We start from the raw sequence: 26,453 nt of genomic DNA, 5'->3' as shown, positions 1-26,453 counted from the left end.
CTAGCCGGCTTCGCCCAGGGCGAGCTTGTTGCTCAGAAACACCGCGCCGTCGGTAACGACCGCTTCGTCACCGTGAAGACCCTCCAGAATCTGGCTCCATCCGTCCTGCTGAAGCCCGACCTTGACGGTGCGCTGCGTGAAGCGCCGGCCGTCGCTGGTGACCCAGACCGTCATGGTGCCGTCGCCTTCCCGCACGACCCCGTTCACGGGCACGGCAAGCGAACGCGCCGGCGTTCCGACGCGAATGACGAAGCTCGCATACATGCCCGAGCGCAGCAGGTGATCGGGATCGGCGACCTCCGAACGCACCAGTTGCCGATGGGTGTTGGGATCGATCGTCGAGCCCAGTGCCGTCACATGTCCCTTGAAGGTGCGGCCCGGGTAGGCCGGCACGCGCACTTCGACCTCCTGGCCGAGCCGGTAGGCGGGGGCGTCGGTCTCGATGACGTTCGCCACCATCCACATCGTGGAGATGTCCGCGATGGAGTAGGGCGCCGGCGCATTGCCGGGCTGGGTCAGGAAGCCCGGCGCGGCGCTGCGGGTCACGATCCGGCCCGAGATCGGGCTCGGCACCAGCAGCGTGGAATCGACCCGGCGCTGGCTCAGGATATCGTCGATTTCCTCGTCGGTCTTGCCGAAGATGCGCACCGCGTTTCGCGCAGCCTTGAAGTTGCCCTCGGCGGTCTGCTGGTCGGATGTCGCCTGGTCGACGTCCTTTTGCGCGCTGCCGCCGGCCTTCAGCAGGCCCGACACCCGCGCCAGCGTCCGCTTCTGCAGCTCGAGCACGCCGGCGCTTGCCAGCAGCGCCGATTCCGCCTGCAGGAGATCGGGGCTGTCGATGGTGAAGAGGGTGTCGCCCTTCTTGACGTCGTCGCCGACATTGAACGACGCCTTGATGATCTTGCCCGGATACTGCGAGAACACCTGGACCAGCATGTTCTCGTTGAATCCGATGGTGCCGACCGCGGACTTGAACAGGGTGAACTCGCGCGTCACAACCGGCGCGAACTTGACCGCGGCGACCTGCTTTTCCGACAGGTCGATGGATGCGACAGCGTCGGCGGCGGGAGCCCGTTGCGCCTGCTGGCGCGCCCCGTTGCGCGACCTGTCGGTAACCTCGGAGGAGGAGGGCAGCACGAATATCTTCGCCAGGAACAGCACAACGACGACGATCGTTGCCAGGATCGTCACAACGATCTTGGCTGGCAGAGACCGCTTGAAGAACGTCATTGCGAATATCCCGAGGCGGCCGCCATCGATCGGACGATTGGCTCAAGCCGCGTCACCTTCATACCCCTGGATTGGCCTGCCCGGCAGCGGCCCCTGCGAAAGACGCCGCTGGCACGCCCATGAAGTATCTCAGTCATTTTGATTCGGGCCCACCTTTCCCCGTGGCGGCTCCACTGATTCGCCTCAGCCCGGAAGGCCCGCCGGGGCCCCTCCGGGCAGGGCAGAACCTCCATAGTTCCTCCTCCAGGGGCGGGCAAGCGCTGAGTCGGCGGCGGCCGCTCCGGCGCGACAATTTCGCTCGTTCGATCAACACAATCCGTGCTCGAAATGCGCGGAATGTCGTGAAGCTTACATGAAGCTTACAGACGCGCGCCGACTCGCTCGGCCACGCGAAACAGCAGCGCCCGGCACGGCGCGGGCCGAATTTCTTGCCCCGTTTTGCCGTGGGTCTACACTGCCCGCGGCGAGCCGGATCGCAGCGCGATTTCGGTGCTTGCGCCGCGCGCCGAAATCGTCGCGGGACCGTTGGTTGGAAGATGCGGCTGTTGATCGTCGAGGACAATGAAGAGCTGGCCGAGTTGCTGGCAAAGGGGCTGGATGCCGCCGGCTACCAGGCCGATTGCCTGTCCAGCGTCGAGGAGGCAACGCACGCGCTGCGCAGCACCTCCTATGCCGCGATGATCCTCGACCTCGGCCTGCCTGACGGCGACGGCCTGACGCTCCTGCGCGCCTTGAGGCAGCGCAGCAACCCGCTGCCGGTGCTGGTCCTGACCGCGCGCGATGGCCTGCAGGACCGCGTCACGGGCCTGCGCAGCGGTGCCGATGACTATTTGGCAAAGCCGTTCGCGCTCGAAGAGCTGGTGGCGCGGCTCGAAGCGATCCTGCGCCGTCCCGGCCAGCTGCTCGGCACCTCGCTGAGCCTTGCCAACCTCGTCTACGACACCGAAAGCCGTCAGATCTTCATCGAGGGCGAGCCGAAGATCTTCTCGGCGCGCGAAACCTCGGTACTGGAGATCCTGCTGCGCAGGCACGGCCGCGTGGTGCCGAAGAAGAACGTCGAAGACCACATTTTCGGGCTCGCCGGCGACGTCGCCTCGAACGCGGTCGAGGTCTACGTGTCGCGGCTGCGCAAGCAGCTCGCCGAGCACGGCGCAAAAATCGTCATCCATACGATCCGCGGGGTCGGTTACATGATGGCCGGGGAAAAATAGCGTGCTGCGCATCAAGTCGCTGATGTCGCGGATCGTGCTGCTGCACATCGTGGCGGTCGCGACCGCGGCGATCTTCCTGCCGCTGGTCCTGCTCTGGCTGCTCAGCTCGGAGGTCAACCAGCTGCAGAGCGACGCGATGCGCGACCAGGCTGACGCGCTCGGCGACCATCTCGGCGTCGCGCCGGACGGCTCCATCACCCTTGCGCTGCCCGAGAGCCTGAAGGACCTCTATTCGGAGGCCTACGGCCGCTACCAATACGAGGTCGTCGATGCCTCGGGGCGGGTGCTGTTCTCGTCGCACAAGAACGGGTCGGCGATCGTGCGTCCGAGCAACGCCGCGCCCGGCACGGTGTCGGCAGGAGGCGTCAGCAAGACCATCAACGGGCAGACGGTGCGCATCCAGGTCGCCGAGGACCTGTCGCATCGCGACGTCATCATCGACGACATCGTGGCCAATTTCTTCCGCCGGGTGGGGTGGATCACCTTTCCGATCCTGCTGCTGTTGCTTGCGATCGACATCGTCATTTTCCGCCGCGCGGTGGCGCCGCTGATCAGGGCGTCGGAGGCGGCCCGGAACATCGGCCCGGCGCGGACCGACATCCGCCTGCCGACCGAGCGGATTCCGAGCGAAATCATCCCGCTGGTCACCGCCGTCAACCAGGCGCTCGACCGGCTCGAGGACGGCTTCCGGGTGCAGCGGCAGTTCACCGCGGATGCCGCGCACCAGCTCCGCACGCCGCTTGCGATCCTGCGCACGCGCATCGAGACGCTCGGCGACCGCAACGAGATGCGGGCGCTGCATGCCGACATCGAAAGCATGAGCCGGCTGGTCGGCCAGTTGCTCGACATCGCCGAGCTCGACACGCTCGAGGTCAACCCGTCGGAGGTTGCCGATCTGCGCGCGGTCTGCGCCGAGGTGGTGGGCTCGATCGCGCCTTACGCGCTGGCCCAGCACAAGGAGATCGCGCTCAAGGGCACCGAGGAGCCGGTGCGGGTGCGGGGCAATGCGGAGATGCTGCAGCGGGCAATCTTCAACCTCGCCGAGAACGCCATCAAATACACCCCGCGCGACACCTCCGTGGACGTCGAGGTGCTTGACGATGGTTCGGTGCGCGTGCGCGACTGCGGCCCCGGCATTCCCGCCGATGAGCGCGGCCTGATCTTCCAACGCTTCTGGCGCGGCGACCGAAGACGCACCGACGGTGCGGGATTGGGACTATCGATCGTGCAGCGCGTCGCCGAGGACCATTCGGCGACGGTGTCGGTTGCCAACCTGCCGAGCGGCGGCGCGCAGTTCACGCTCGGCTTCCGGCTTGCGGAGTAACTGGGACGTATACTCATAATTCGGAGATGTCCGCCTGGCTCCCGACAAGGGCGCGGAAGCGGACCTTGCACGAGGTCCGAGAAGGGCCATGTGCGGAAGTGATGCCTTAGGGAGGCAAGCCCTCTCTAAGTCTCACCTAATTCGCTCCAGCTAAGGCGTCTCTCCACCGTTTTTCAAGCGGCGGCAAATTCGACGAGTCTTGGGACAGAAAATCACAATGACGATGCAGACAAGCGTACATCGAGTTCATGGGCGCGAAACAGTTGGCGCAAATCCAGAAATCGGTTTCGAATCCTTTGCGCCGGTGCTTATGATGTCGTCTATTGGGCTAACGCTGAGTCTCTTGATAGTCACTCTTGTCGCGAGTTAATTCGGCGAAGTTCTCCAGCGCCCTCAATGACGCTTGTCAGCGACATAGGGATTGAGCGCTCGGGCTGTACTGAGGTCGGCTCTTGGGTCATTCGCGTCGGTTTGACCGGATCACGGCGACTTCCGGTCTACCCCGGTGAACGGACATTCTCAGGATAGGCAGGCATGTCTCAAAGGTGCCATAAACAGGCTTCCGTCCTCCGAGAAGAATAGCTGATGACAAAAATGTTAACGGGTCACAAACCTGGCTTGCCGTCTGCCGCGCCAAGGTCGTGACCCGCAAACAAGTGCTTTACCGCCGCACCCCAACGCGATTGACGCCGCCATTTAAATTGCCACCGGCGTTATGACGGACCGCAGCGCGCGCCACCGGACGAGGCCTGAGCACGACGCCGGCCCTCGCCACGCAACCGGCAGGATAGCTGACGTACTGGCAGTACACGACCGCCCTGGCTGGCGCTGGATTGAGAGTGAGACCTGCAAGCCCCAACAGGACGCTAGCCGCAATCCCGGCAACTGTCGCTGACTTGATCGAAAGACGCTTCCTCGGATGCATGGCGAACCTCCCTCTTCGTGTTTGCGGAACTGAAAGGTGACGGGAGCCGCCTCAGATGCGGCTGAACATAGCGTGAGCGCCAAAGGATCGCTGACGTTTGACCTAGATCAACGGAGGATTTGCCTAGCGCCAGGCCACGAGACCGTGCGTCCGCTTCGGGTCACGAGCCCTAATACTTGCGGCGAGCAAATCACGTCGGCTCTGCCTCCGAAAGGAGACTTAAGCGAGACCTGCCAAATTTGTCGCGATGGGCCAACAGGCGACATCGCGCGCATCCTCTGGCCATTATTTGGGTGAAGACTTCGCGTTCACGCGCAAACCTGCCTGGTCTCTACAACGGAAAGTCAGCAGACGTGACCTGGATGCGGTCGGCATGCAGCGACCATTCGCAAAGCCTTTCGGCTTTGCAGAAGCTCTGCTTGGCGATCTCCTTGGCCTCGCCCTCAGTCGGAGCGTCGATCTCCAGGATCCTCTGGCAGATCTCGGCCTGCCGACCGTTTTCGCCGAGCACATCTTTCATGAAACTGACGACGAAGTGCGACATCGGGGCCTCCTGCGACTTCTGTGAGCGCCCCCTCTTCTAAGCTCATCCGACATGAGCATTTTTGATAGGGATCAAGCTCTAGGACTGCGCAGGAAATTTGTCCACATCAACCTCGAATGATGGCGTGGCCGACGTCGATATCAACGCGGTTTCGGATTTGACCTGTCTGTTCGAAAAGTGACAGACGCTCCAATGTGGGAATTTGGGATGCAGACGCGCCCATCGCGATCGCGCCTGTCCGAGCCGGGCGCACGGGAAGCGGACCTCGCACGAGGTCCGAGAAGGGCCAACGACAGAAGTGCAGGTCGGTTTGCTGGCAACCTGTTTCCTCGCGTCAGGCTAGGAACTTCGAATTTGAACTCGTTTTGTCAGCTTTTGTAGCGACCGCCCCGCAATGCAACCTCATCCGTCTCCCGCCGCGATGATTTCGCGCGGCTGCCCTTGGTCGCGCACCAGCCAATAGACGGCGCCCAGCGCGAGGATGGCTGCGGCGAGCGCCAGCAGATGGAAGGCATCCGTGCTCGACAGATCGAGAATGATCAATTTGCGTACCACCGCCAGCAACGCAATCAGGATGACAGAGCGTACTTGCACAACACTGTCGCGCCGCTCCGCCACCACCAGCAGGGAGCGCTTGAACTCGAGTGCAATGATGACGGTAAAGATCATGCCGAACACCGTCTGGAACACACCATACTCGGTCGGATCGAAATTGGTTGCCCAGACGCTGAGCAGGATTTTCAGCGTCAGATTCCACAGCGCGAGGGCAATGATGATGGCGATCAGCGTGGTCAGCATCAGGACGCAAACTTGCTCGAATTTCTGGTAGAGCGTCAGCGGCTCGAACGACAGGCGCAGATCGGAAAATTCCTTTTTCAAAGGCATCGTCGGCTCCGTCAGCCAGCGGGGTTTAGGCATAGCATGATTTTCACAATGATAGTGCCGTACGGTCGTGACGCCCGCTGAGGGTCAAAAACGGAAGCTGGCCAGCGCAAACAGCATGCCCTTCGACCGTCACGAGCGGACACCGGAATGCGCCAGAAGCGGGCATTATGCCAAACCTTCACCATGCCGGACACGGCCGAAAGCCGCGCTTGCATGCGCAACAGTTCGATTGCACTCTGCGCTCGAAAATCAGTCCACCAGCTGCACACCGCATAGTCGGAGAGCGTGAATGACGGCGAATGATCGACCGCAAGTGACCAAGAAAGGTTACGAGCACGGCAACACGGGTCAATCGGGCGGTTTGAAGCTCATGACCGGGGTCGGACCGCAGCATACAGCGGCGACCAAAATCTGGTTTGGCAAGGCCAGCAACCCGCCTGGCTTTCGTTCCTTGCCGCACCATCATGGCGAAGCCGAGACTGGCGCCTATGTGCTGTCGGGTTGCGCCCGTGTCTATTTCGGCAAGGACTTCCAAGAGTACGTCGATCTATCGGAAGGCGATTTCATGTTCGTGCCACCCTACATCCCACACCTCGAAGTCAACATGAGCACGACCGAAGAACTTTGGTGGCTGGCCTGCCGGACACCGGAGAACATCGTGGTGAACCTGCCCGATGTCGAGGACTCCTCGCTCGCAGGCTACCGCCGGGCTTGAAGTCGGCTCTGGAGGCGCCGATCTCGGGCGCCGGCGACTTGATCTCGACCACAACAGAGTTTTCGATAGCCTCCAATCCGTGGAGAACCCCTTTGGGATGCCGGCAAACATCGCCAGAGCGCAACAATCCTGGTGATTCAGGTTTCGCTATGCCGTCTGATGCCGCTTCAGGAAGGTGCGCGCGCGGTTGATGGTGCGCGCCTTCGCGTGCGCGACTGCGGCCCCGGCATTCCTGCCGATGAGCGCGGCCCGATCTTCCAGCGCTTCTGGCGCGGCGACCGAAGACGCACCGACGGTGCGGGATTGGGACTATCGATCGTGCAGCGCGTCGCCGAGGACCATTCGGCGACGGTGTCGGTTGCCAACCTGCCGAGCGGCGGCGCGCAGTTCACGCTCGGCTTCCGGCTTGCGGAGTAACATACTCATAAATCGGAGATGTCCGCCTGGCTTCCAACAACGGCGCGGAAGCGGACATTGCGCGAGGTCCGAGAAGGGCACAACCGGTCATGACCTGTGCGAGGCCGGCGAAAGCAAGGTTGCTTCAGCAATTCCGGCCCATCGTGGATCGTGACCGGCTCAGAAATTGGGGTCGTTGGCCAAACCACCACCGATCATGATGTAATGTATGGGAGGCCAGGAAGCGTGAATTGAAAGGTAGCGCCGTTGGGCACGTTTGCGCTCGCCCACAATCGTCCACCATGCGCTTCAATGATTGAACGACAGATCGACAATCCCATGCCCATGCCGCTCGGCTTGGTCGTGTAGAACGCATCGAAGACGTGCTCGAGAGTCACCGGGCTGAGCCCCGGGCCCGAATCTTGCACCGCCACGAACACGTCGCCTGACTCTGTTTTCGCGGTGCCGATCAGCAATTCTCGTGACCCTTCGCTCGTTTCACTCAGCGCTTCGATGGCATTGATGATCAAGTTAAGCATCACTTGCTGCAGCTCGACCCGATCGCCTTCAACGAGCGGTAACTCGTCCGCTAACTTCGCCTGCACCGAAACGTCGTTCGTTGCCGCTTTGCCACGAGTGAGCTCAAGCACCTCGCGGATTGCACCGTTGATCTCCAGTTGATCCTTCCGTAGCGGTTCCTTCTTGATAAGGGCGCGAATCCGGTCGATGACATCGCCCGCTCGCCTCCCAGCTTTCTCGATTTCATCGAGAACCCGTCGTACTTGGTCCAGGTCCGCGGGCTTGGCGCTCACGATGCGCTGTGCCGCCATGGCTCCGACGACGGTCGCGGCGATTGGCTGTTTGACTTCATGGGCGATCGAGGCCGTGAGCTGCCCCATGGTTGCCACCCGGTTCGCGTGCGCAAGCTCCCGCTGCATTTCCCGCTGTCGCTGCTCTCTTTCGCGCGCTTCGAGTGCTTCCCGCCGCTCCATTTCCGATCTCAGTGATTGCTCGGTTCGCCACTGCTGGACTGCGACCGCCGCCTGATTGACCGCCACGCGCAAGAGGAGATGCTCAAGTTCGGTTGGAAACTCGGATCGGCCGCAAAGCGCTACCAGAACTGAGCCGGGCTCGCGTCCGATCGGCACCGAGACTCCATACATCTTACGTTGAGGCTGGACCTCCGTCGCAAACCTAGCGTTTGGCTTAGCCCAGTCTGACTTGGGTGTCCGCGGCGCGAATTGCGCGTCTGCTCGTTTATGGGCTTGAAGCACGTTGACCGCAGGCTCACCCATGGTGACCCACGCGAACTCGACATCGACGACGCTTACGATCAATTGGGCGAGGCTGTTCGCGATCTGCTCGGGGTTTGCCCCGATCCAAATCATCGGAAGGGTGGATAATGCCACCACGTCCCGCAAGCATCGCCGCAGCTCCGCTTCAGGTCTTTCCGATGATTCCCGCGTTGGCGGAGCCTGTGCTGCCACTATCTCCTGCACCGCTAATGATTTCGACGTCGTAATTCATCGAGAAGTTCTTCCGGTGGAACATAAAACGGATTCTCCTGCAGCACTCCGCCGATAATCACTTGCGGGTGCGTGCGCATGATGTCCATAACGATGGGCGCGCTGAATTTGTTGAGGTCGTAGGTGCATACGACGACGTCATCGTAATCAGGCAGGAATTTGTTGAGCCTGGTCTCATATTCGACGAGGTCGTGAACCCCTGGCAGGTCTTCGAGCGCCCACTCCATGTCGGCCCAAAGCCTGGTCATGCCGAAGCCTCTGGAGCGGCCCTCCTTGAGGACGTCTTGAATCAGCGTCAGCATCGCATTCTGATCAAAGCGGCTCTCGCGCAAATAGATGTTTTCCCATGCCCGCAACTCAAGCTGCCCATTGCGCTCGGCCTGCTCGACGTCGACGCCCGCTTCGGCAAGCCTTCGGCAAGCCTTCGGCGCCGTTCCGCCAGGTGCGCGTGATCGACCACCTGGAAAAGCCGGTCGTGGGCTGCCTCTCCGGATTTCGAAAATGGCAGCAGGAGCTCGTATTCTTCGTCCTGGCTATGGAAAAACGCGCAGGCGTGACACGGACAGTTAAATATTGACTGTCCAAGCTGGACCGATCTCAATCCTGACATGGCACCGCTCCCTGAGGATGATCCAGTGCCCACTGCCCATGCCAAACCTTGCACCCACGCAATGCCGTCGGTCAAGACGTGAGAACCGCGGGCGCGGACATGGTGCGGGTCGTTGTCGACACCTTGTCCAACGCTCTAACGGCAGCAGCGACATAGAGCATAAGTCATTCTTTCAAGGCCGAATTTTCAAATGGTTCCGTTGTTCCACGTTTTGGCTGCTCCAACGGAGATTGGGCACCGAGGCGCTTGCTCCAACGCTTTCACGCCCGAGCTGCCGGTGGAATTGCCGAGAGCTTCGCCCGACGTGGTCATTCCCGCCGCATGGCAGCGCCAACCGTGACCCCACTCGGGGAGGTCCGCTCCGGGTCACGAGCCGTAATACTCGCGGCCAGCAAATCACGTCAGCTCCGCCTCCGGAAGGAGACTTAAGCGAGACCCGCCAAATTTGTCGCGATGGGCCAACACGCGACATCGCGTGCATCCTCTGGCCAATTATTTGGGTGAAGGCTTCGCGTTCACGCGCAGAGGCCAAAGTGAACACAACTATTCTTGTTGTATTCTTGTTGGCAAACGCTACAGCCGCCTCTCGACGCCGTGCTTGCGTACGTAGCGGATGAGTAGCCTGCTAACAGCTACGCACCGGATTCTATATTCACCAAAACTTCCCCGGCGATGATTTCGGGGTCGCCAAGATCAAGATCGTGCAGGCTTGCTTGAACAAACTCCAGTACTTTGGTGTTCGCCGCATTAGCGCTTTCGCGGTCCTCGAAGATCATCACCGCGACGCCGACGCCGCCGCCCCCATCCAATACATGATAAGATCTGAATCCGTGAGATTCCCTCAGTATCTGACCGACACCGCTCTTGGAGCGGCGGGCAGCGTCCGCAACCGAACGAACCTTGGTGTACTTTCGAATGAACATGTACATCGGGCCACCCATGCGTCGCAGTTACAGCCCCGCGCATCAAAGCATATCGGGCCGCTGCTGGACTAGGGCATACTTCCGAAACGGGAGTCGGAAGCATCAGTTTGTGATGTCCCTACGACGTCCGCTTCTATCCCGACAACGATCGGCAAAGCGGACGTCAGGCGCTTACAGGTACACGCCCTGGTGGTCCAATTCTAACATTCGCATCCCGTTGCAGCAGGCTCCCGAAATCGAGCGGTGGCAGGTCGATCTGTGGCCGCCAAGGTTTGACGCCCAGGCGTTACTGGCTTCGAGGCCCGACCCCCGCCATGGCTCGAAATACTCCGTCCCGACGAATCAAGGCGTGGAAGAGCGCGGCTGCGACGTGCAGCAGGATGGTGGCGAAAAACATGTAGGCGAGCACTGTATGCGTCGTTCGCAGGATCGCGTGCAACTGGTCGTCGTGCGGCAGAATTGCAGGCAGGTGGAAAGAGCCATAGAGCACGACGGGATAGCCGCCTGCGGACAGCATCCCCCAGCCGACCAGTGGCATCGCTATCAAGAGCGCATAGAGGACAAGGTGCGAGAGCTGTGCTGCCAGCGCTTGGGTCCGCGGCAGATCGTCAGGCAATTTGGGTGCGCCAAGCCGCAAGCGGACGCCGAGACGAAGCAAGGCCAGGACCAGGATCGCGATCCCGAGCGGCTTGTGGATCGAGATCAATATGAGGAAGCGAGGCTTGAGCGTCGATACCATCGACACGCCGATGAAAAGCATGGCGAGCACCATGATCGCCATCAGCCAGTGCAGCACCCGTTGCGTGCCCGAGAAACCGTCCCGCTCGGGTCTCATGGCCGGCCTCCTGCGGGGCGAGGAGAGTATGGATAGTCTGCGGTCTCTGCCGTCCGGAGATCGAACGATTTCGCATAGGCCGCAGACCGCGCGGCGAGCAGCGGATCATCGGAAACAGCGATGCCGGTTGGCAGGATCGTTGGATCGTAGTTGAAATCGCGGCACGGACCATCAGCTTCGGCCTCGGCCTTCTGCACGACCAGCGTTCCGACATCCGCGCGCATCCTGTCCGACGGCCAGGCTTTCGTGGCATCACTCGAAGGATCTCCCTGTTCGGCGAAGGTCACCATGAGATGCCACGTCAAGGGACCGTCGGTGAGGCGGCGGACCAGATCGTGCTCGAGAAAATCCGGTCCCATGGAGGTCAAAGCCTCGTGCGGGACAGGTGTCGGCGAAACCGTCGGCTCCATCGACCAGCGCACGAGATGGCTCGCGCCGCCGGCGTCGATAAAGCGGAAAGCGTTGAGGCTGTTATAGGCCTGGTCCGCCCAACTTGTCGTCCAGGGCGCGGTTTGGCTCCATTCCATAAAGGGCGCGGAATCCGGATGGGTCGCGGAGAAGCGTTTCATGGCGCTCGGGTCCGGCTTGCCGAACGTCGGATCGATGTCCTGAGCGAGCGTCAGTTCGTAGAAGTCGCGCGGATTGGAGACGACGAAAACCGGAGAATTGTTCATCCCGCTCCGCCATTCCTGGCCGTCGGGCGAGACGATGCGGACGGCCATGCTTTTGACTCGTCCCATCATATCGGAAGCGTCAGGGTTCCCGACTGCGATGGCGAACCGGCCGACCACGGGATATCTGCCCGTGACCAGCATGGGCGCGACTGAATATTGTGAAGCCGCCCCGTTGGCCTCGAAGAAGCCGGTGAAGCAGATTCCCTTGGAATGGTTGCGACGATGACCGAGAGGGTTCCCGCCACGGTCGCCCAACGCTTCAACCATGCGCGTCGGGGTCAGACGGTCCTGGGTGAGCCATCCGCCCGCATAGGCAAACGCAAGCGCCGATGCGAAGACGACCCCACCAATGACGGCAAGCCGGCCGGCCGCCGCAGCGGGCGAGAGTGGAGGGGGCCGCGTGAGATTCTCTTCGTCAGACATTCGACCTCCAGCAATCTTTGCAGGTCGACGGGAACCTATGGGAGCGGGTTACGTCGCAATGTCCAATTCGCACGGCGGCGGAGGAGGCTCCGCAATCTCGGGTAGCGGTCCGATCCTGACATTCGCCCCACGCTTTCGGCGGGCGAACGTCAAATCCGCTCTACGAGCCGCTACTGCTTCGGCGGCCCGAAATCGAGCGGCGGCAGGTCGATCTGCGGCACCTCGATCTTGACCTTGTTGAGGTCGACGTTGAGCGGCTTGTCGAGCAGGCCGGTCACCGTGACCGGGAACGCGATCACGATGGCGACCATGATCGCCTGCAGCCCGATCCAGGGCATCGCGCCCCAATAGATGTCGGAGCTCTTGACCTCCTTCGGCGCGACGCCGCGCAGGTAGAACAGCGCAAATCCGAACGGCGGATGCAGGAACGAGGTCTGCATGTTGACGCAGAGCATGACGCCGAACCAGATCAGCGCGGCATCTGCGCCGACCGACGGCGCCAGGATCTTCTGCGCGATCGGCGCGATCATCGGCAGGATGATGAAGGCGATCTCGAAGAAGTCGAGGAAGAACGCCAGGAAGAAGATGAAGAGGTTGATGAAGATCAGGAAGCCCCACACGCCGCCGGGCAGCGAGGTGAGCAGGTGCTCCAGCCAGACGCCACCGGAAACGCCGAGGAACACCACCGAGAAGCAGGTCGAGCCGATCAGGATGAAGGTGACCATGCAGGTGATGCGCATGGTGGTCTCGTAGCCCTGCTTGATCAGGGCGCGCAGGTCGGGAATGCGCACCGCCTCGAGCCCGATCCAGACCACCGCGAAATAGGTGACGGCGTAGGCGAGCTTGAAATAGATGTTTTCGCTGTAGAGCATCGCGATGATGGTGCCGACGCCCGCAGCGATCGTGCCGATGATCAGGAGCTTGTGGCCGGCTGCGCTGAAATCCTTGTGGTGGATGGCGGCGAGCACGATGGCGCCGACCGCGCCCATGGCGCCGGCTTCGGTCGGCGTCGCAAGCCCCATCATCATGGTGCCGAGCACCACGAAGATCAGCACCGCCGAGGGAATGATGCCCATCAGGCACTTCTTCCACAGCGCCCAGCCGGTCAGCGTGCGCGCTTCCTTCGGCACCGGCGGCACATGGTCGGGCTTGAAGATACCGAGCAGGAAGGTGTAGCCGGCAAACAGCATGATCTGGAACACCGAGGGGCCCCAGGCGCCGAGGTACATGTCGCCGACCGACTTGCCGAGCTGGTCGGCGAGCACGATCAGCACCAGCGACGGCGGCACGAGCTGGGTGATCGTCCCGGAGGCCGCCAGCACGCCGGTGATGTAGCGCATGTTGTAGCCGTAGCGGATCATCACCGGCATCGAGATCAGCGCCATGGCGATGACCTGGGCCGCCACCGTGCCGGTGATGGCGCCGAGGATGAAGCCGACGATGATGACGGAATAGCCGAGCCCGCCGCGGATCGGGCCGAACAGCTGGCCCATCGAATCCAGCATGTCCTCGGCGAGCCCGCAGCGTTCCAGGATCGCGCCCATGAAGGTGAAGAAGGGGATCGCGAGCAGCAGTTCGTTGGACAGCACGCTGCCGAACACGCGGCCGGGAATTGCCTGCAGGAAATTCAGGTCGAAGAAGCCGAGATGGATGGCGAGGAAGCCGAACGACAGGCCGACGGCCGCGAGCGTGAAGGCGACCGGGAACCCGATCAGCATCGCCAGAACCAGGCCGCCGAACATCAGCGGCGGCATCATCTCCAGCGTAATCATTGGGTCGGTCTCTCGTATTTGGCGTCGATCGTGACGTAGCCCTGTAGTGCTGCGATCCGCTTGATCACCTCGGAGACGCCCTGCAGCGCCAGCAGCACGAATCCGGCCGGGATCACGAACTTGATCGGCCAGCGGATCAGGCCGCCGGCATTGCCGGACATCTCACCGACATTGTAGGCCTGCATGAAGAACGGCCAGGACAGGTAGGCGAGCAGCAGGCAGGACGGGATCAGGAAGAACAGCGTGCCGATCAGGTCAAGCCGGAGCTGGCCGCGCTCGGACAGGAACAGATAGAAGATCTCGACCCGGACATGCTCGTTGCGCTTGAACGTGTAGGAGGCGCCGAACATCACCAGGATCGCGAACATGTACCATTGCGCCTCCAGCCAGCCGTTCGACGAGTAGCCGAAGGCGTAGCGGATCATGGCGTTGCCGGCGCTCACCAGGCACGAGATCAGGACCAGCAGGTTGCAGAAATTTCCGATCTTCTCGTTGAGCAGATCGATGGCACTACTGACTGCCAACAATGGGCGCATCATCTTCTCCGCGGCCGCGCCTAAAGGGCGCCGGCTGGCTCGAGGGACAGCGCTGCATCACAACGCGGCGGTCGCGCGAAGCCACGGCTCTGCTGGAGCGATTGCAACGAAAGTCCTCCCCCTGTGTCGCTTTTGCCATATTGGCTGCGCCCACAAGGCGCAGCGGCTTGTCCCGCCGAAGGCGAAAAGCAAGCCGCACCATTTCAGCGCGATTTCACGCCGTCAATCGGAAAATGGGCATATTGACGCGGGGAGCCGGGAAGGTGAGCCGGGGACAGTTAGCCGCCGGTCACGCTCATGTGGCGGCTGACGCTCGGGCGGTTGTGGCGGCGGTCGATGATGAAATCGTGGCCCTTCGGCTTCAGCCCGATGGCGCGGTCGATCGCGCTGCTCAAGAGCTCGTCGTCGGCGGAGGCCCGCAGCGGCTTGCGCAGGTCGGCGGCGTCCTCCTGGCCGAGGCAGGTATGCAGCGTGCCGGTGCAGGTGATGCGCACCCGGTTGCAGGATTCGCAGAAATTGTGGGTCATCGGCGTGATGAAGCCGAGCTTGCCGCCGGTTTCCGCGACGCGGACATAACGCGCCGGGCCGCCGGTGTTGTCGTCGATGTCGGTCAGGGTGAACTGCTTGGCGAGCCGCGCCCGCACCAGCGACAGCGGCACATACTGATCGATGCGGCCTTCGCCGATCTCGCCCATCGGCATCACCTCGATCAGGGTCAGCGCCATGTCCAGGCCGTGCGCCCACTGCATCAGGGAGGGGATCTCGTCCTCGTTGAGGTTCTTCAGCGCCACCGCGTTAATCTTCACGGCGAGGCCCGCGGCGCGCGCCGCCTCGATGCCGGCAAGCACCTTGTCGAGCTCGCCCCAGCGCGTGATGGCGCGGAACTTGTCGGCATTGAGCGTATCGAGCGAGACATTCACGCGGCGGACGCCGCAGTCGGCAAGCTCCTGGGCAAAACGCGCAAGCTGCGAGCCGTTGGTCGTCAGCGTCAGCTCGTTGAGCGCGCCGCTGCGAAGGTGGCGCGAGAGCGAGGAGACCAGCGACATCACGTTGCGCCGGACCAGCGGCTCGCCGCCGGTCAGCCTGAGCTTGCGCACGCCCTTGGCGATGAAGGCGGAGCAGAGCCGGTCGAGTTCTTCCAGCGTCAGCAGGTCCTTCTTCGGCAGGAACGTCATGTCTTCGGACATGCAATAGAAGCAGCGCAGGTCGCAGCGGTCGGTGACCGACACCCGCAAATAGGTGATGGTCCGGCCGAACGGGTCGACCATCGGCCGGGAGACGACTGGCAGGGGACCGGGCAGTCCGTCGCTCATTCAAAAGCCTTGTCGCTGCGGTGCGTAGCCTGTGCCGCGCGTTCCGTCCTTACCATGTAGGCGTTATGCCATCCGCGGACAACGTCCACGATTCAGCGCGAGGTGCCGGGCGGTGGCGGCGTGTTGGGATCGGGGAAGGCCGTACCGCCCGCTTGCGCCGGCGCGGCGGCGGTCTTCGGCTTCTTCACCCGATGCGCGGTATGCGCGGCCTTCGGCGGCGGGGCCGCCGGCTGCAGTTCCGCAAACACCGGATTGGGATCGGTCGCGGTCGAGGCCGGGGTGGTGACGTCGCCGGGGGTGCGGACCACCGTCACCGGCACGGTCGCCGGCTGGAACTTGTTCAGGCTGTAGGTGACGGAAAAGCCGGCGTCGGGCGGGGCAATGCTCACCGAGCAGGGCGTCTTGCAGCCGGGCCCGAGCGAGGTCTTGGCGTCGGCGCCGGAGGGCGTCGATTCCAGCTGCACCTGGATGGTCGGCGGCGTCGCCTTGAAATAATCCCAGGACAGTGACGGCATCGATGAGCAGCCGCCGAGGCTTGCCCCCGCTACCGCAATCGCGATGACACGACGCATGGTGAATCCGCTTAAATCGCCACTTGCTGCGGCGAGCCGCCGCAGTCCCCGGCCGCGACCATAGGAGCCTCGGCAGGTCAGCGCAACCTTATCGTTAATAATTGGTTAACGTGCGCGATGAAATAAAGTAAAGTAATATCAGTTCCTTAACTTTGATCATGCGTTTGCATCAATCCTTCGACGGCGCTCGCGAGCTCTTCCATATGGCTGATCAGGCGGTCCGGCTTGAGGTCTTCCATCGGTACGTCGGTATAGCCGAAGCTGACGCCGACGACGGGAACCCGGGCGCGGCGCGCCACCCCGATATCGGTCCCGGCATCGCCGACCATGACGCTGGACGACAACTGCCCGCCGGCGCGCGCGACGGTCTCGCGCAGGAAGGCCGGATCGGGCTTGGAAATGCCGAACGTGTCGGCGCCGCAGATGGCGGCAAAGCGCGCGCTCAAGCCCAGCCGGTCGAGCAGGCGTTTTGACAGCCATTCGAGCTTGTTGGTGCAGACGGCGAAGCGGTAGCCGCGCGCGCCGAGGTCGTCGAGCGCGTCCTCCAGCCCGTCGAACGGGCGCGACTGGTCGGCGATATGCTCGGCATAGTGGTCGATGAAGTCGCGCGTCATCCGCTCGAGCTCATCGACCGTGACGGCGCGGCCGTCCACCTCCAGCCCGCGCTCGATCAGCTTGCGCGCGCCGGCGCCGATCATGTTGCGGGCGGAAGCGGGCGGGACCGGCGGCAGGCCCTCGCGATCAAGCACGAAATTGAGCGCATTGATCAGGTCGGGGGCGGTGTCGACCAGGGTGCCGTCGAGGTCGAACACGATGGTGCGGGGCGGATTCATGGGCAGGCAAGCGCTAGCCGCCTTGATGCGATCTGGCAAGGCGGCCGGACCCGCAAAAAGTCCCGATATCGGTAGCTTTAGTGGAGCGGATTTGACGTTCGCTACCCGTCCGCCGCGATTGCCTTGAGCGAACGCCCCACTGGCATCAATATCTTGCCAGGGGTCCTTTGGTTCGGACATTCGCAAACGTGCCTCCTCAAGCGGGTATGCGAATGTCCGAATCAAAGGACCACTAGCCGCTGTTCCTGCGCCCCAAACGGGGCTACATAGGCGCGCCCAAAGGGGCAACAGGGGTGACCGGCACGTGACGATGGATCAACTGAAGCGCCAGGCGGCGGCGCGCGCGCTGGAAGCGGTGCGCGACGGCATGAAGCTTGGTCTCGGCACCGGCTCGACCGCCAAGCACTTTGTCGAGCTGCTCGGCGAAAAGGTGCGCGCGGGCCTCGACGTGGTCGGCGTTCCCACATCGGAAGCCACCCGTGCCGATGCGCTGCGCTGCGGCATCAGCCTCACCTCGCTCGACGAGATCGACCGCCTCGACCTGACCGTCGACGGCGCCGACGAGATCGATCCGAAGCTCAATCTGATCAAGGGCGGCGGCGGGGCGCTGCTGCGGGAGAAGATCGTGGCGGCCGCCTCCGATCGCATGATCGTGATCGCCGACGACACCAAATGGGTCGATACGCTCGGTCGTTTTCCGCTGCCGATCGAGGTCATCCCGTTCGGCCTGGCGGCGACCCGGCGCGCGCTCAACGGGGCATTTGCGGAAGCCGGCGTTTCCGGGCAAATGGACCTCCGCAGGGCCAAGGACGGCCACGTTTTTGTCACCGATGGCGGCCACTGGATCGTCGATGCCCACCTCGGATGCATCGCGGACCCCCCGCGTCTGGCACGCCTGCTGGCCGCGATTCCGGGGGTCGTCGAGCACGGGTTGTTCGTCGGGCTCGCCAGCACGGCCATTCTGGCAGGCAAGCAGGGAATTCGCGTTATCGAAGCGCGCTAGTGGTACTTCCCACTCGCGCAACCTCAGGAGAAACGGAATGAAAAGCGTTTTCAGGATTTTGCCGGCCGTGGGCCTCGCGCTGGGACTGGCGCTCGCCAGCGTCCCCAGCTTCGCCCAGCAGCCTGCCGCGCCGGCCCAGAAGCCGGCCTCGCCGGCCGCGATCGCCGCGGCCAAGGAAATCCTCGCGATGAAGAACGCGAGCGCGATGTACGCCAACGCCGTTCCCAACCTCGTCGCCCAGACCAAGGATTCGCTGCTGCAGCAGAATCTCAACTACCAGAAGGACCTCAACGAGGTCGCCGTGATCGTGGCCCAGCAACTGGCGGGCCGCGAGAAGGAGATCGGCGAAGGCATGGCGCAGGTCTATGCCAGCGAGTTCACCGAGCAGGAGCTGAAGGATCTGCTGACGTTCTACAAGTCGCCGCTGGGCCAGAAGCTGCTTACCAACGAGCCCAAGGCGATCCAGCTCAGCATGAGCTTCATGAACCAGTGGGCGCAGACCTTCGCCGAAACCGTCAACGCGCAATTCCGCGCCGAGATGCGCAAGCGCGGCAAGCAGATCTGACCGGGCAGCGGTCGGGAGAGGCGCGACATGGCCGGTTTCGACGTCGACCTGTTCGTGATTGGCGGAGGTTCCGGCGGGGTACGCGCCGCCCGGATCGCGGCCGGCCATGGTGCGAAGGTCGTGATCGCGGAAGAGTACCGCATGGGCGGCACCTGCGTGATCCGCGGCTGCGTGCCGAAAAAGCTGTTCGTGATCGGCTCCCATGTCCATGACGAGATCGAGGATGCGGGCGGGTTCGGCTGGACCATCGGGCAGGTCGCGTTCGACTGGCGGAAGCTTGTCGCCAACAAGGACAAGGAGATCGCCCGGCTCGAGGCCGCCTACACCAGCAATGTCGAGAAGTCGGGCGCCCGCGTCATCAAGGCGCGTGCGGTGCTGGAAGACGCGCATGCGCTGCGCCTTTCCAATGGCGAGACCATCACGGCGAAACACGTGCTGATCGCCACCGGCGGCGCACCCAACCACGGGCCCGTCATTCCCGGCATCGAGCACGTGATCTCCTCGAACGAGGCATTCCATCTGCCGGAGCTGCCCAGGCGCATCGTGATCCAGGGCGGCGGCTATATCGCGCTGGAGTTCGCCGGCATCTTTGCCGGCTACGGCAGCGACGTCACGGTGGTCTATCGCGGCGACAATATCCTGCGCGGCTTCGACGAGGATGTGCGCACGCACGTGCGGGCCGAGATGGAGAAGCGCGGCATCACCATCCTCACCGGCTGCACGATCACCTCCGTCGACAAGCACGGCGAGGGCTTCACCAGCCATCTGTCGAGCGGATCGAGCATTGCCTCCGACAAGGTGATGTTCGCGATCGGCCGCCATCCCAATGTCGCCAATCTAGGCCTGGAAAAGACCGGCGTCGCGATCAGCCCGACCAACAACGGCGTCGCGGTCGACGCCTGGTCGAAAACCTCGGTGCCGCACATCTACGCGATCGGCGACGTCACCCACCGCATCAACCTGACGCCGGTCGCGATCCGCGAGGGCCACGCCTTCGCCGATACCGTGTTCGGCAACCGCCCGGTGCAGGTCGACCACGCGACGATTCCGACCGCGGTGTTCTCGCAGCCGGAAGTCGGCACGGTCGGGCTGACCGAGGCCGAAGCCCGCGCGCAATTCAGCCATGTCGACATCTACAAGACCACGTTCCGCCCCATCAAGGCGACGATGTCGGGGCGCGACACCCGTATCCTGATGAAGCTCGTGGTCGATGGCGTGAGCGATCGCGTGCTCGGTTGCCATATCGTCGGCGAGGCCGCCGCGGAAACGATCCAGGCGGTGGCGATCGCCGTGAAGATGAAGGCGACGAAGGCCGACTTCGACGCGACCGTCGCGCTGCATCCGACCGCGGCCGAGGAGCTCGTGACCATGCGCACGCCGACCGCGCGCCACGTGCGGCAGGCGGCGGAATAGCATTCGGGCGAACCGCGCTCGCCATTCGCTGTAGCCGCGCGTGCGGCTTATGGCGCGGCGCCGTACATTTCCTTGAGGCGGCTGTTCGCGAACGCGAGGATCGGCGGCATGTCCATTTTTCCGCCGATGATCTCGATATACGCGCCGGTCTTGCTGGCGCGCGCGGCCTTCATCGCATCGTCGAGCTCCCCGAGCGTGGTCACGCGCGCCGTATGCCAATCTGCGCACCCGAGCGCCTTCGGCAATTCGGCGTAGTTCCACGGTGCGAGGTCGTTGTAGGTCCAGTCCGGGTTCTCTTCCAGCGCGCGCTCAATCAGATAACCGCTATTGTTGAGAACGAAGACGATGACGTTTGCTCCAAACCGCCCCATGCTGCCGATGTCGTTCGCGGTCAGCTGATGGGAGCCTTCGCCCGTAATCAGAACGGTGCGCCTGGCCGGATCGGCAAGCGCGATGCCGAACGCGGCCGGTGTCGCCCAGCCGATCGATCCCCACAGAACCTGTCCTTCCACCCGGACGCCGTCAGGAAGGGTCGTTGGCGTCACGCCGAGGCTCGTGCTGCCGGTCTCGAGAACGACCGTGTCTCCCGGGCGGAGGAACGCTGCATAACGAGGATACAGCGCGGCCATCGTGATCTTGTCGGAACGGCTCCCGTTCACCGGCGCAACACCTTGCGGTGTTCCCCGGTATGGCGCCGATGAGGGTTTGAGCCTGGCGAGCTCGGACAGAACGTCGGCAAGCCGGACGCCGGTGATGACCTTGTCTCCGATCCTGACATCGTCGAGACCCACGGTGATAAACCGGGACAGATCGAGCTGGGCGGAATAGGCCGCCGTGGTGATGTCGTTCAGATTGACGCCGCCCAGGTCAAGGACGAGATCGGCGCCTTCGATGATCTCACGCGTTTTCGGATTGGACATGGCGCCGGCATAAAGGCCGGCAAACTGCGGATGACCCTCGTCGATGATGCATTTCTCCATGAGCGTCGTGACGAAAGGACAGCCGAGCGCTTCGATCGCCTTCTGTGCCTGCTTCTGCAAGCCGAGCCGTGAAATCGTGAAGGCCGGAAACGCGACGACGGATTTTGCCTTGCTGATGCGCTCTGCGATGATCGCCATGGCCTTCTTTAGCGCCACCTCATTCGACCGGGACACCATCGGCTTCACGTCGGCCGGCATGACCGGGGACAGGGCGTAGTCTGACGGCACGGCGATATAGGCGGGCTGATTGTTGCGGCGCGCTTCGCCGATGACGCGCTCCATCTCGACGATGCAATTCTCCGGATTGATGATGGCATGACAGCACGCGGCACCAGCGGAGAGGTCGACGAAATTGCCGAAGACGCCGTCGCCGAGTGTGTGATGGGCAATCTTGCGCAGGCGCTGGTTCTGATAGGAAGGCATGCCGACGACGTGGAAGACCAGCGACCGTTCCGCCTTGGCGCCCATCACGCCATTTAAGGCCGATAGCTCGCCGACACCATAGGTCGTCACCAGCATCGCCGCGCCCCGGACGCGGGCATAGCCGTCCGCCGCGTAGGCCGCATTCAACTCGTTGGCGCAGCCGATCCACTTCACTTTCGCGCTGCTGTCGACCGCATCGCAGATCGGAAATGCGTAATCGCCGGCAACGCCAAAGCAGTGATTGATTCCCTCCGCGGCAAGGCGCTCGACGATGTAATCGGCCACGCTGGCCGCCTTCACCATTCCCGACGTCTCGGTCTCTTGAACTTGTCTAGCCATGACGTTCTCCTGTTCAGCATGATGCGAGCGCAGCTTGAGAAACGATCTTTTCTTGGCGAGAAAATCGAGCTGGTGCGGACTCCTCCGACTGATGTTCGAGGTGAGAGACCCGGCCACGGACAACGCGAGGTCGGAAGGCCCGTCATCGGCGACCTGATATGCGATGCGGACGTTGCAGCTCCTGGCATAACCGGCGGACCATGGCCTGGCCCTGAGCTGTCATCTTCGCCCATGGTAACCGGATTGCGCAAGTCCGTGGTGCGGGATCAATGCCTCGACGCCGATTGGCCGACCGAGCAAGATCGCTAAAAGGCCATGTCCGGCTCTCACGCAAAAATATGTCCGCATCTGAAGCGCGATGCCTGACCCCCATGGCGGGGCGCCGCGGGCAGGGGTCACACCAGGCAATCAAGCGGGCAGAACAACTCCGACGCGAAGGCTTGGCCGATGCTCGCTGACGGGCGGGCACATCGTCATCTGTTGGGATGACGACATGCGCGCCGGAATTTGCCAAAGCAGGTGCGCACGCCATCGATCGTGTTCGCTGCTTCCCTTTAGGATTTTAGCAAGGATCTTGAGCCGTCGACGGTCCATCGTCAAAGCACGGGAGTTTTTCAACGTGCGCGTGTGTGACCGGGAATGGCGCACTCCACGTGATCTGGTTCACAGGTGTCGTAGAGCGCATCAGATAAGGTCCGCGCCATTTTTTCGAGAGCCGGAGTTTTTCAAGGATGAGACACGCTCAATCCATTACAGCAGAAATTACTTCCAGGAATTCTTCGCTGGGCCGCCGGCCAATCAGGACAAGCATTTTCGCTGCCATCGTTGAGGCGCTGCATCGCTCGCGGCGCCTGCAGGCAACACGCACTCTCCGGCAATACCGTCATCTGATGGACACGGCCGAGGGCAACGGCGTTCTTGGCGAGCTGACCGCGCGTTCCGAACGCCCCGTCGGTGAACGGCTTGAGCCCAAATCGTCGGCGCCAGCGCCGGTTTTGACCGAAAGGCTGCTGCTGGCAGCCGTGCTGGCCGCATTCCTGCTCCTCCACATTCTCGCGGGCGTGATTCTGCTGCGCGATGGCGCGCCCCGCGATCCGCCCCGCGACGCGGACATGCAATCGCAGCTCTATGATTGAGCGTGCTTCGCTTCGAACGGTTGGAGATCGCTGATGATCGGGCTCGGATCGTTCGCATGGCTCAGCGCGGCCGTTTTTCTCGGCGCATTCGTCTCCGGCCTTGCCGGCTTCGCCTTCTCGGCCGTGGCCGGCGCAATCCTGCTCCACATGTTCGAGCCGCTGGAGGCGGTACCCCTGATGATGGCCTGCAGCGTCGGCGTGCAGGCCGCCAATCTGTGGGCGCTGCGCAAGGATATCCTGTGGAAGCAGAGCCTCGTTCTGATCCTGGGAGGGCTGCTTGGCGTGCCGGTGGCGCTCTGGCTGTTGCACAACGCGGACAGCCGCGTGTTCCAGCAGGTGTTCGGGCTGACCGTCGCAGTCTACGCCGGCTACATGCTGTTCAAGCCCAGCCTGAACTACCTCCGGCTCATGAACCGAAGCCGCAATGCCCTGATCGGATTCGGCGGCGGCCTGGTCGGCGGGCTGACGGCGATGCCGGGGGCATTGCCGACGATCTGGTGCGATCTGCACGGCCTGCCGAAAAGCGAGCAGCGCGGCGTGGTTCAGCCGTTCATCGCCGCCATGCAGATCTTTGCGCTTGTCATGATGATGCTGCGGCATGACCTGTCGTCCAGGATGCTGGTCGATCTGGCCTTGAGCATTCCGGCCTTGGCGGCCGGGTCGGCGCTCGGCATCCTCGCTTTCCGGCGCGTCAACGAGGCGATGTTTCGGCGCGTCATCCTTGGCCTATTGCTGGTGTCAGGCCTGCTGCTCGTCGTGTGAGCGGCTTTCAACGATCGCCCTGATTTGCTCGGTCGTCGAACAAAGCAGTTGAATTTTCGCTGCGCCAGGTTGCTCGCCGGAGTGTTTTGACCAGCCCAGGTCTGCTTTGGCAGGCGAAGCGGAATTGTTGTCCTCAATGTGAGATTTACCGATTTTGGCCCGACGCAGACCTTGCGTAATGTCAGCTCTATGTCGGCTGCTCGGAGTAAGGCTGACTCGTTATGCTCGGCGCGAGCTATTCCGGGTGTGACCCGTAGCGACGAAAATCCGTGTCCGTCGATATGTCGGCGATCAGGGTAAGGGCGGACTCGTTGTGCTCAATGGGAGTTTTTGTCGCTCGTGAACCACAAGAGACATCGGCTACTTGAAGTGCCTATGTATCCGCCAGCGCTCGAAGTCGAACGACGATTTCGGCTGCTCGCTTACCATCGTTAATGATACCGTCGAGCATGCGCCGCACTTCTTCTACATCCGGCGGTTCAGTGCGCAGCCAGTTTAATCCGGCCTGTGCACCATGGACCGCCGCCGTGATCGCGTCGACGATCTCGTGGGCTTGCGCATTATAGGTGCGCACGAATTCCGCCGAAGTCTGCAATGTCACTTGACCCTCTCCTTATCAATACGCCGGTTAAGAACGTGCAACGCCAAGGGTGCAACGGTCCAACCGATTGTTAAGCTCGTTCTGACCGATTGCACCGATCAATTCGCAGGCGAGCAAAAGCGATGCGCGAGGGGCGCGGGCGAAATCTCGTAGCTGGTGTCAAGGACGAGCTGATAGCTCCAAGGTGGCCAAAGCGACGTCGCCTTTTGGCCCTTTCGCGAAGTGGCGACCGATACCGAAGCCGTCGAATCATCGGGGGAGATCGGAAGTGACGGGTCAAGCGATGGGATGCCCAGCTATGGATACACAACAGCAGCCAAGAGCCTCGGTCTATGCCATCATCCTCAAGCTCTCGCCTGAGTTCACCGCGCAAATTGCTCGTCCCGGCGTGAGAGGCGCCGTGGCGAAGGCAGCCGGCGCGGGCCACGCCCCGACCGTTCGGGAACTAGTGTCCTTGGGGCAAACAGAAGAATTTGCGAGATTGTTTTCCGAGCGGCTCAGTTACCTAGTGGGGTTGCGGCAAGCTGGCGTCTTGCGTGCGGCCGGACCCTTCGAGGGCCTCAAGGAAGGGATGTATCTCTGTAACGCCACGAACGAGCGCGAGGCCCGGCGCGTTTTGGAGGAAGACCCCTTATACAAGGCGGGGTTCATTGAGAATGAATTCACGGTACACCGGTGGCTAGTCACAATCTGATCAAATGCGACCGAGAGAAGCATACAATGTCGCTTAGCTCCGCTGAGACTTACGGTCGGAAGGGCATCACTACTCCGTCTCCCAGCGCTTGCTTTAGCACCCGTCTCCTTCCACGACGGTCGATAGGAAGCTGGCACCAGCCAGGTCACATACAATCGGTTTAGAGAACAAGGTGCCAAACCATTTACTCGTCAACGAAGCATCGTTGTCGACCCAAGGGATCGGTGGCAGTTGCGGCAGGTAAGATGCATACGGCATCACTTTCGCAAGCGTCACTCTGCCCGGATACTGTGCGAGGAAAGCCTTGTTCATTCCGCCGTCCAGTCCGCTGTAGATTGGGGCGGCTGGCACGTCGTCTTTGAGCAATTGCGCGTATTCGAGCTCGTCGGTGCGTTTTTTCTCCAGCGCCCGCCGCGCGATTTTCGGATTCACGACAAAGGCGGGGCATTTATCGGTGGGATTGAACACAAGTGGATTGGGCGAATTTGGGGGAGGTTGCGCATCGAATACATAGAGGCGATTGCACACATCTACCTTAGGTTCGAGATGCGTCGTCACGAAGTGATCGTTGCCGATCTTGAGCATTTTCCAGAAGGCCAAGTTCGGATTATTTCGATGCCGCGCCAGGTTCGCCGGCGTCAAGCGGAACGGATAGGCCTGGACCTGGAATGACGGCCTGCCGCCGAGGAATGAGTCGCGCGCCAGCGAATAGATCTCGCTTATCTGCGCGTCGGTCATGGCATAGCAACCACTCGACGAGCAGTCGCCGTGGATCATGAGCAAGCTGCCGTCGCGGTTGTTCGCTTTGTCGAAGCTGTTGGGGTAGCCAACGTTGATCGCAAGATAGAAGTTGGAGTTGGGATTCATCAACTCGGGTGTAACTGTATAGAATCCCTCTGGAGCCTGACGGTCGCCCTCCTGCAACTTCGGCCCAAGATCGCCCGACCACCGACAGATCGGATAGATCTTGAGGATCTGGAAACGGCCGGCGGTGTCCTGTTTCCAGACTTCGAGTTCCGCCTCTTCCTTGAAAAGGCGCACAACGATAGGTGAATATTTTGGCATCTTCTTTTGTCGGAGCAGCGAGAGCAGCTCGGGCGGTAGCTCCTTTGTTGCCTTGGTCGGCAACCGATTGTTGTTTTCGCCAAGGCACGTGACTGGCGTCAAGCCCGCGGCAAAAGCCGCCGTCAGCACAAGTGCACGGAGTACCATGGCGCGGATCATTGCTGGACCTCCGACGTGGAACCTTTCCTATCTGGAGCCTATAGTCGGTGGCTTTCGTAAGGCAAA

General features: G+C 62.3%; 26 protein-coding genes and 1 pseudogene. 10 read left to right on the top strand and 17 right to left on the bottom strand.

The annotated features are described in order from the left end of the window. Positions 1–1,230, bottom strand: a complete 1,230-nt coding sequence (locus QOU61_RS23805; protein ID WP_289653634.1) for an efflux RND transporter periplasmic adaptor subunit — start codon at positions 1,228–1,230, stop codon at positions 1–3. A gap of 536 nt (positions 1,231–1,766) precedes the next feature. On the opposite strand from QOU61_RS23805, the gene QOU61_RS23800 reads away from it, so the two are divergent. Together QOU61_RS23800 and QOU61_RS23795 are read left to right on the top strand one after the other, a co-directional pair. Continuing rightward, positions 1,767–2,441 carry a response regulator gene (locus tag QOU61_RS23800; RefSeq protein ID WP_289653633.1) on the top strand — a complete coding sequence of 225 codons (675 nt, stop codon included), beginning with the start codon at positions 1,767–1,769 and terminating at the stop codon, positions 2,439–2,441. A gap of 22 nt (positions 2,442–2,463) precedes the next feature. Continuing rightward, positions 2,464–3,765, top strand: coding sequence for a sensor histidine kinase (locus QOU61_RS23795; RefSeq protein ID WP_289661716.1), 1,302 nt, complete (start codon positions 2,464–2,466; stop codon positions 3,763–3,765). A gap of 661 nt (positions 3,766–4,426) precedes the next feature. Here QOU61_RS23795 and QOU61_RS23790 read toward each other — a convergent pair. The 3 genes from QOU61_RS23790 to QOU61_RS23780 form a co-directional block, all read right to left on the bottom strand. Continuing rightward, positions 4,427–4,690, bottom strand: coding sequence for a hypothetical protein (locus QOU61_RS23790; RefSeq protein ID WP_289653632.1), 264 nt, complete (start codon positions 4,688–4,690; stop codon positions 4,427–4,429). A gap of 331 nt (positions 4,691–5,021) precedes the next feature. After that, entirely contained in the window at positions 5,022–5,234 is a 213-nt protein-coding gene (locus QOU61_RS23785) for a hypothetical protein (protein ID WP_289653631.1), read from the bottom strand. Positions 5,235–5,636: 402 nt separating this feature from the next. Beyond that, entirely contained in the window at positions 5,637–6,152 is a 516-nt protein-coding gene (locus tag QOU61_RS23780; RefSeq protein ID WP_502876814.1) for a phosphate-starvation-inducible PsiE family protein, read from the bottom strand. 256 nt (positions 6,153–6,408) lie between these two features. Between QOU61_RS23780 and QOU61_RS23775 the strand changes: the two genes are divergently transcribed. Next, the gene (locus QOU61_RS23775) at positions 6,409–6,834 is read left to right on the top strand and encodes a cupin domain-containing protein (RefSeq protein WP_289653630.1); all 426 of its coding nucleotides are present in this window, start codon (positions 6,409–6,411) and stop codon (positions 6,832–6,834) included. 189 nt (positions 6,835–7,023) lie between these two features. Then, positions 7,024–7,251, top strand: a pseudogene (locus QOU61_RS23770) (sensor histidine kinase); the annotation flags it as partial. A gap of 194 nt (positions 7,252–7,445) precedes the next feature. Here the strand turns inward: QOU61_RS23770 and QOU61_RS23765 are convergent. The 10 genes from QOU61_RS23765 to QOU61_RS23720 form a co-directional block, all read right to left on the bottom strand. Further along, the gene (locus QOU61_RS23765) at positions 7,446–8,642 is read right to left on the bottom strand and encodes a sensor histidine kinase (protein ID WP_289661712.1); all 1,197 of its coding nucleotides are present in this window, start codon (positions 8,640–8,642) and stop codon (positions 7,446–7,448) included. Positions 8,643–8,731: 89 nt separating this feature from the next. Continuing rightward, positions 8,732–9,250 (bottom strand): MEDS domain-containing protein, encoded by a 519-nt coding sequence (locus QOU61_RS23760; RefSeq protein WP_289661710.1) that lies wholly within the window; start codon positions 9,248–9,250, stop codon positions 8,732–8,734. Between the two features lie 748 nt (positions 9,251–9,998). Further along, positions 9,999–10,295 (bottom strand): hypothetical protein, encoded by a 297-nt coding sequence (locus QOU61_RS23755; protein WP_289653629.1) that lies wholly within the window; start codon positions 10,293–10,295, stop codon positions 9,999–10,001. A gap of 280 nt (positions 10,296–10,575) precedes the next feature. Further along, on the bottom strand, positions 10,576–11,124 hold the full coding sequence (locus tag QOU61_RS23750) for a cytochrome b (RefSeq protein ID WP_289653628.1): 549 nt from the start codon (positions 11,122–11,124) through the stop codon (positions 10,576–10,578). Beyond that, complete coding sequence (locus QOU61_RS23745) at positions 11,121–12,053, bottom strand: catalase family peroxidase (RefSeq protein WP_289653627.1); 933 nt, start codon at positions 12,051–12,053, stop codon at positions 11,121–11,123. The genes QOU61_RS23750 and QOU61_RS23745 overlap by 4 nt, the downstream gene beginning before the upstream one ends. Before the next feature lie 338 nt (positions 12,054–12,391). After that, positions 12,392–13,993 (bottom strand): TRAP transporter large permease, encoded by a 1,602-nt coding sequence (locus QOU61_RS23740; RefSeq protein ID WP_289653626.1) that lies wholly within the window; start codon positions 13,991–13,993, stop codon positions 12,392–12,394. Beyond that, positions 13,990–14,529 carry a TRAP transporter small permease subunit gene (locus QOU61_RS23735; RefSeq protein WP_289653625.1) on the bottom strand — a complete coding sequence of 180 codons (540 nt, stop codon included), beginning with the start codon at positions 14,527–14,529 and terminating at the stop codon, positions 13,990–13,992. Before QOU61_RS23735 ends, QOU61_RS23740 begins: the two co-directional genes overlap by 4 nt. Positions 14,530–14,807: 278 nt before the next feature. Beyond that, complete coding sequence (gene moaA, locus QOU61_RS23730; RefSeq protein ID WP_289653624.1) at positions 14,808–15,842, bottom strand: GTP 3',8-cyclase MoaA; 1,035 nt, start codon at positions 15,840–15,842, stop codon at positions 14,808–14,810. 92 nt (positions 15,843–15,934) lie between these two features. After that, positions 15,935–16,414 (bottom strand): hypothetical protein, encoded by a 480-nt coding sequence (locus QOU61_RS23725; RefSeq protein ID WP_289653623.1) that lies wholly within the window; start codon positions 16,412–16,414, stop codon positions 15,935–15,937. A gap of 146 nt (positions 16,415–16,560) precedes the next feature. Continuing rightward, positions 16,561–17,247, bottom strand: a complete 687-nt coding sequence (locus QOU61_RS23720) for an HAD family hydrolase (protein ID WP_289653622.1) — start codon at positions 17,245–17,247, stop codon at positions 16,561–16,563. A 304-nt stretch (positions 17,248–17,551) separates the two neighbouring features. Here QOU61_RS23720 and rpiA point away from each other — a divergent pair, with 304 nt between their 5' ends. From rpiA to gor, 3 genes are read left to right on the top strand one after another with little or no spacing between them, the layout of a single operon-like run. After that, entirely contained in the window at positions 17,552–18,250 is a 699-nt protein-coding gene (rpiA, locus tag QOU61_RS23715) for a ribose-5-phosphate isomerase RpiA (RefSeq protein WP_289653621.1), read from the top strand. Positions 18,251–18,287: 37 nt separating this feature from the next. Beyond that, positions 18,288–18,815 carry a DUF2059 domain-containing protein gene (locus QOU61_RS23710; RefSeq protein ID WP_289653620.1) on the top strand — a complete coding sequence of 176 codons (528 nt, stop codon included), beginning with the start codon at positions 18,288–18,290 and terminating at the stop codon, positions 18,813–18,815. Between the two features lie 27 nt (positions 18,816–18,842). Continuing rightward, positions 18,843–20,228, top strand: coding sequence for a glutathione-disulfide reductase (gene gor, locus QOU61_RS23705; protein ID WP_289653619.1), 1,386 nt, complete (start codon positions 18,843–18,845; stop codon positions 20,226–20,228). Between the two features lie 47 nt (positions 20,229–20,275). On the opposite strand, the gene QOU61_RS23700 is transcribed toward gor, so the two are convergent. Next, positions 20,276–21,970 (bottom strand): alpha-keto acid decarboxylase family protein, encoded by a 1,695-nt coding sequence (locus QOU61_RS23700; RefSeq protein ID WP_289653618.1) that lies wholly within the window; start codon positions 21,968–21,970, stop codon positions 20,276–20,278. Positions 21,971–22,701: 731 nt separating this feature from the next. On the opposite strand from QOU61_RS23700, the gene QOU61_RS23695 reads away from it, so the two are divergent. Continuing rightward, complete coding sequence (locus tag QOU61_RS23695) at positions 22,702–23,106, top strand: hypothetical protein (protein ID WP_289653617.1); 405 nt, start codon at positions 22,702–22,704, stop codon at positions 23,104–23,106. A 33-nt stretch (positions 23,107–23,139) separates the two neighbouring features. Beyond that, positions 23,140–23,868, top strand: a complete 729-nt coding sequence (locus QOU61_RS23690) for a sulfite exporter TauE/SafE family protein (RefSeq protein WP_289653616.1) — start codon at positions 23,140–23,142, stop codon at positions 23,866–23,868. 373 nt (positions 23,869–24,241) lie between these two features. On the opposite strand, the gene QOU61_RS23685 is transcribed toward QOU61_RS23690, so the two are convergent. Continuing rightward, positions 24,242–24,469 carry a hypothetical protein gene (locus QOU61_RS23685; RefSeq protein WP_289653615.1) on the bottom strand — a complete coding sequence of 76 codons (228 nt, stop codon included), beginning with the start codon at positions 24,467–24,469 and terminating at the stop codon, positions 24,242–24,244. Positions 24,470–24,767: 298 nt separating this feature from the next. Between QOU61_RS23685 and QOU61_RS23680 the strand changes: the two genes are divergently transcribed. Continuing rightward, complete coding sequence (locus tag QOU61_RS23680) at positions 24,768–25,163, top strand: YciI family protein (protein WP_289653614.1); 396 nt, start codon at positions 24,768–24,770, stop codon at positions 25,161–25,163. A gap of 93 nt (positions 25,164–25,256) precedes the next feature. On the opposite strand, the gene QOU61_RS23675 is transcribed toward QOU61_RS23680, so the two are convergent. Then, positions 25,257–26,387, bottom strand: a complete 1,131-nt coding sequence (locus QOU61_RS23675; RefSeq protein WP_289653613.1) for a L,D-transpeptidase family protein — start codon at positions 26,385–26,387, stop codon at positions 25,257–25,259. Positions 26,388–26,453: the final 66 nt, after the last annotated feature.

This window comes from Bradyrhizobium sp. NP1 (assembly GCF_030378205.1).
Lineage (GTDB): Bacteria > Pseudomonadota > Alphaproteobacteria > Rhizobiales > Xanthobacteraceae > Bradyrhizobium.
This window is presented reverse-complemented; position numbering and strand designations above follow the sequence as displayed.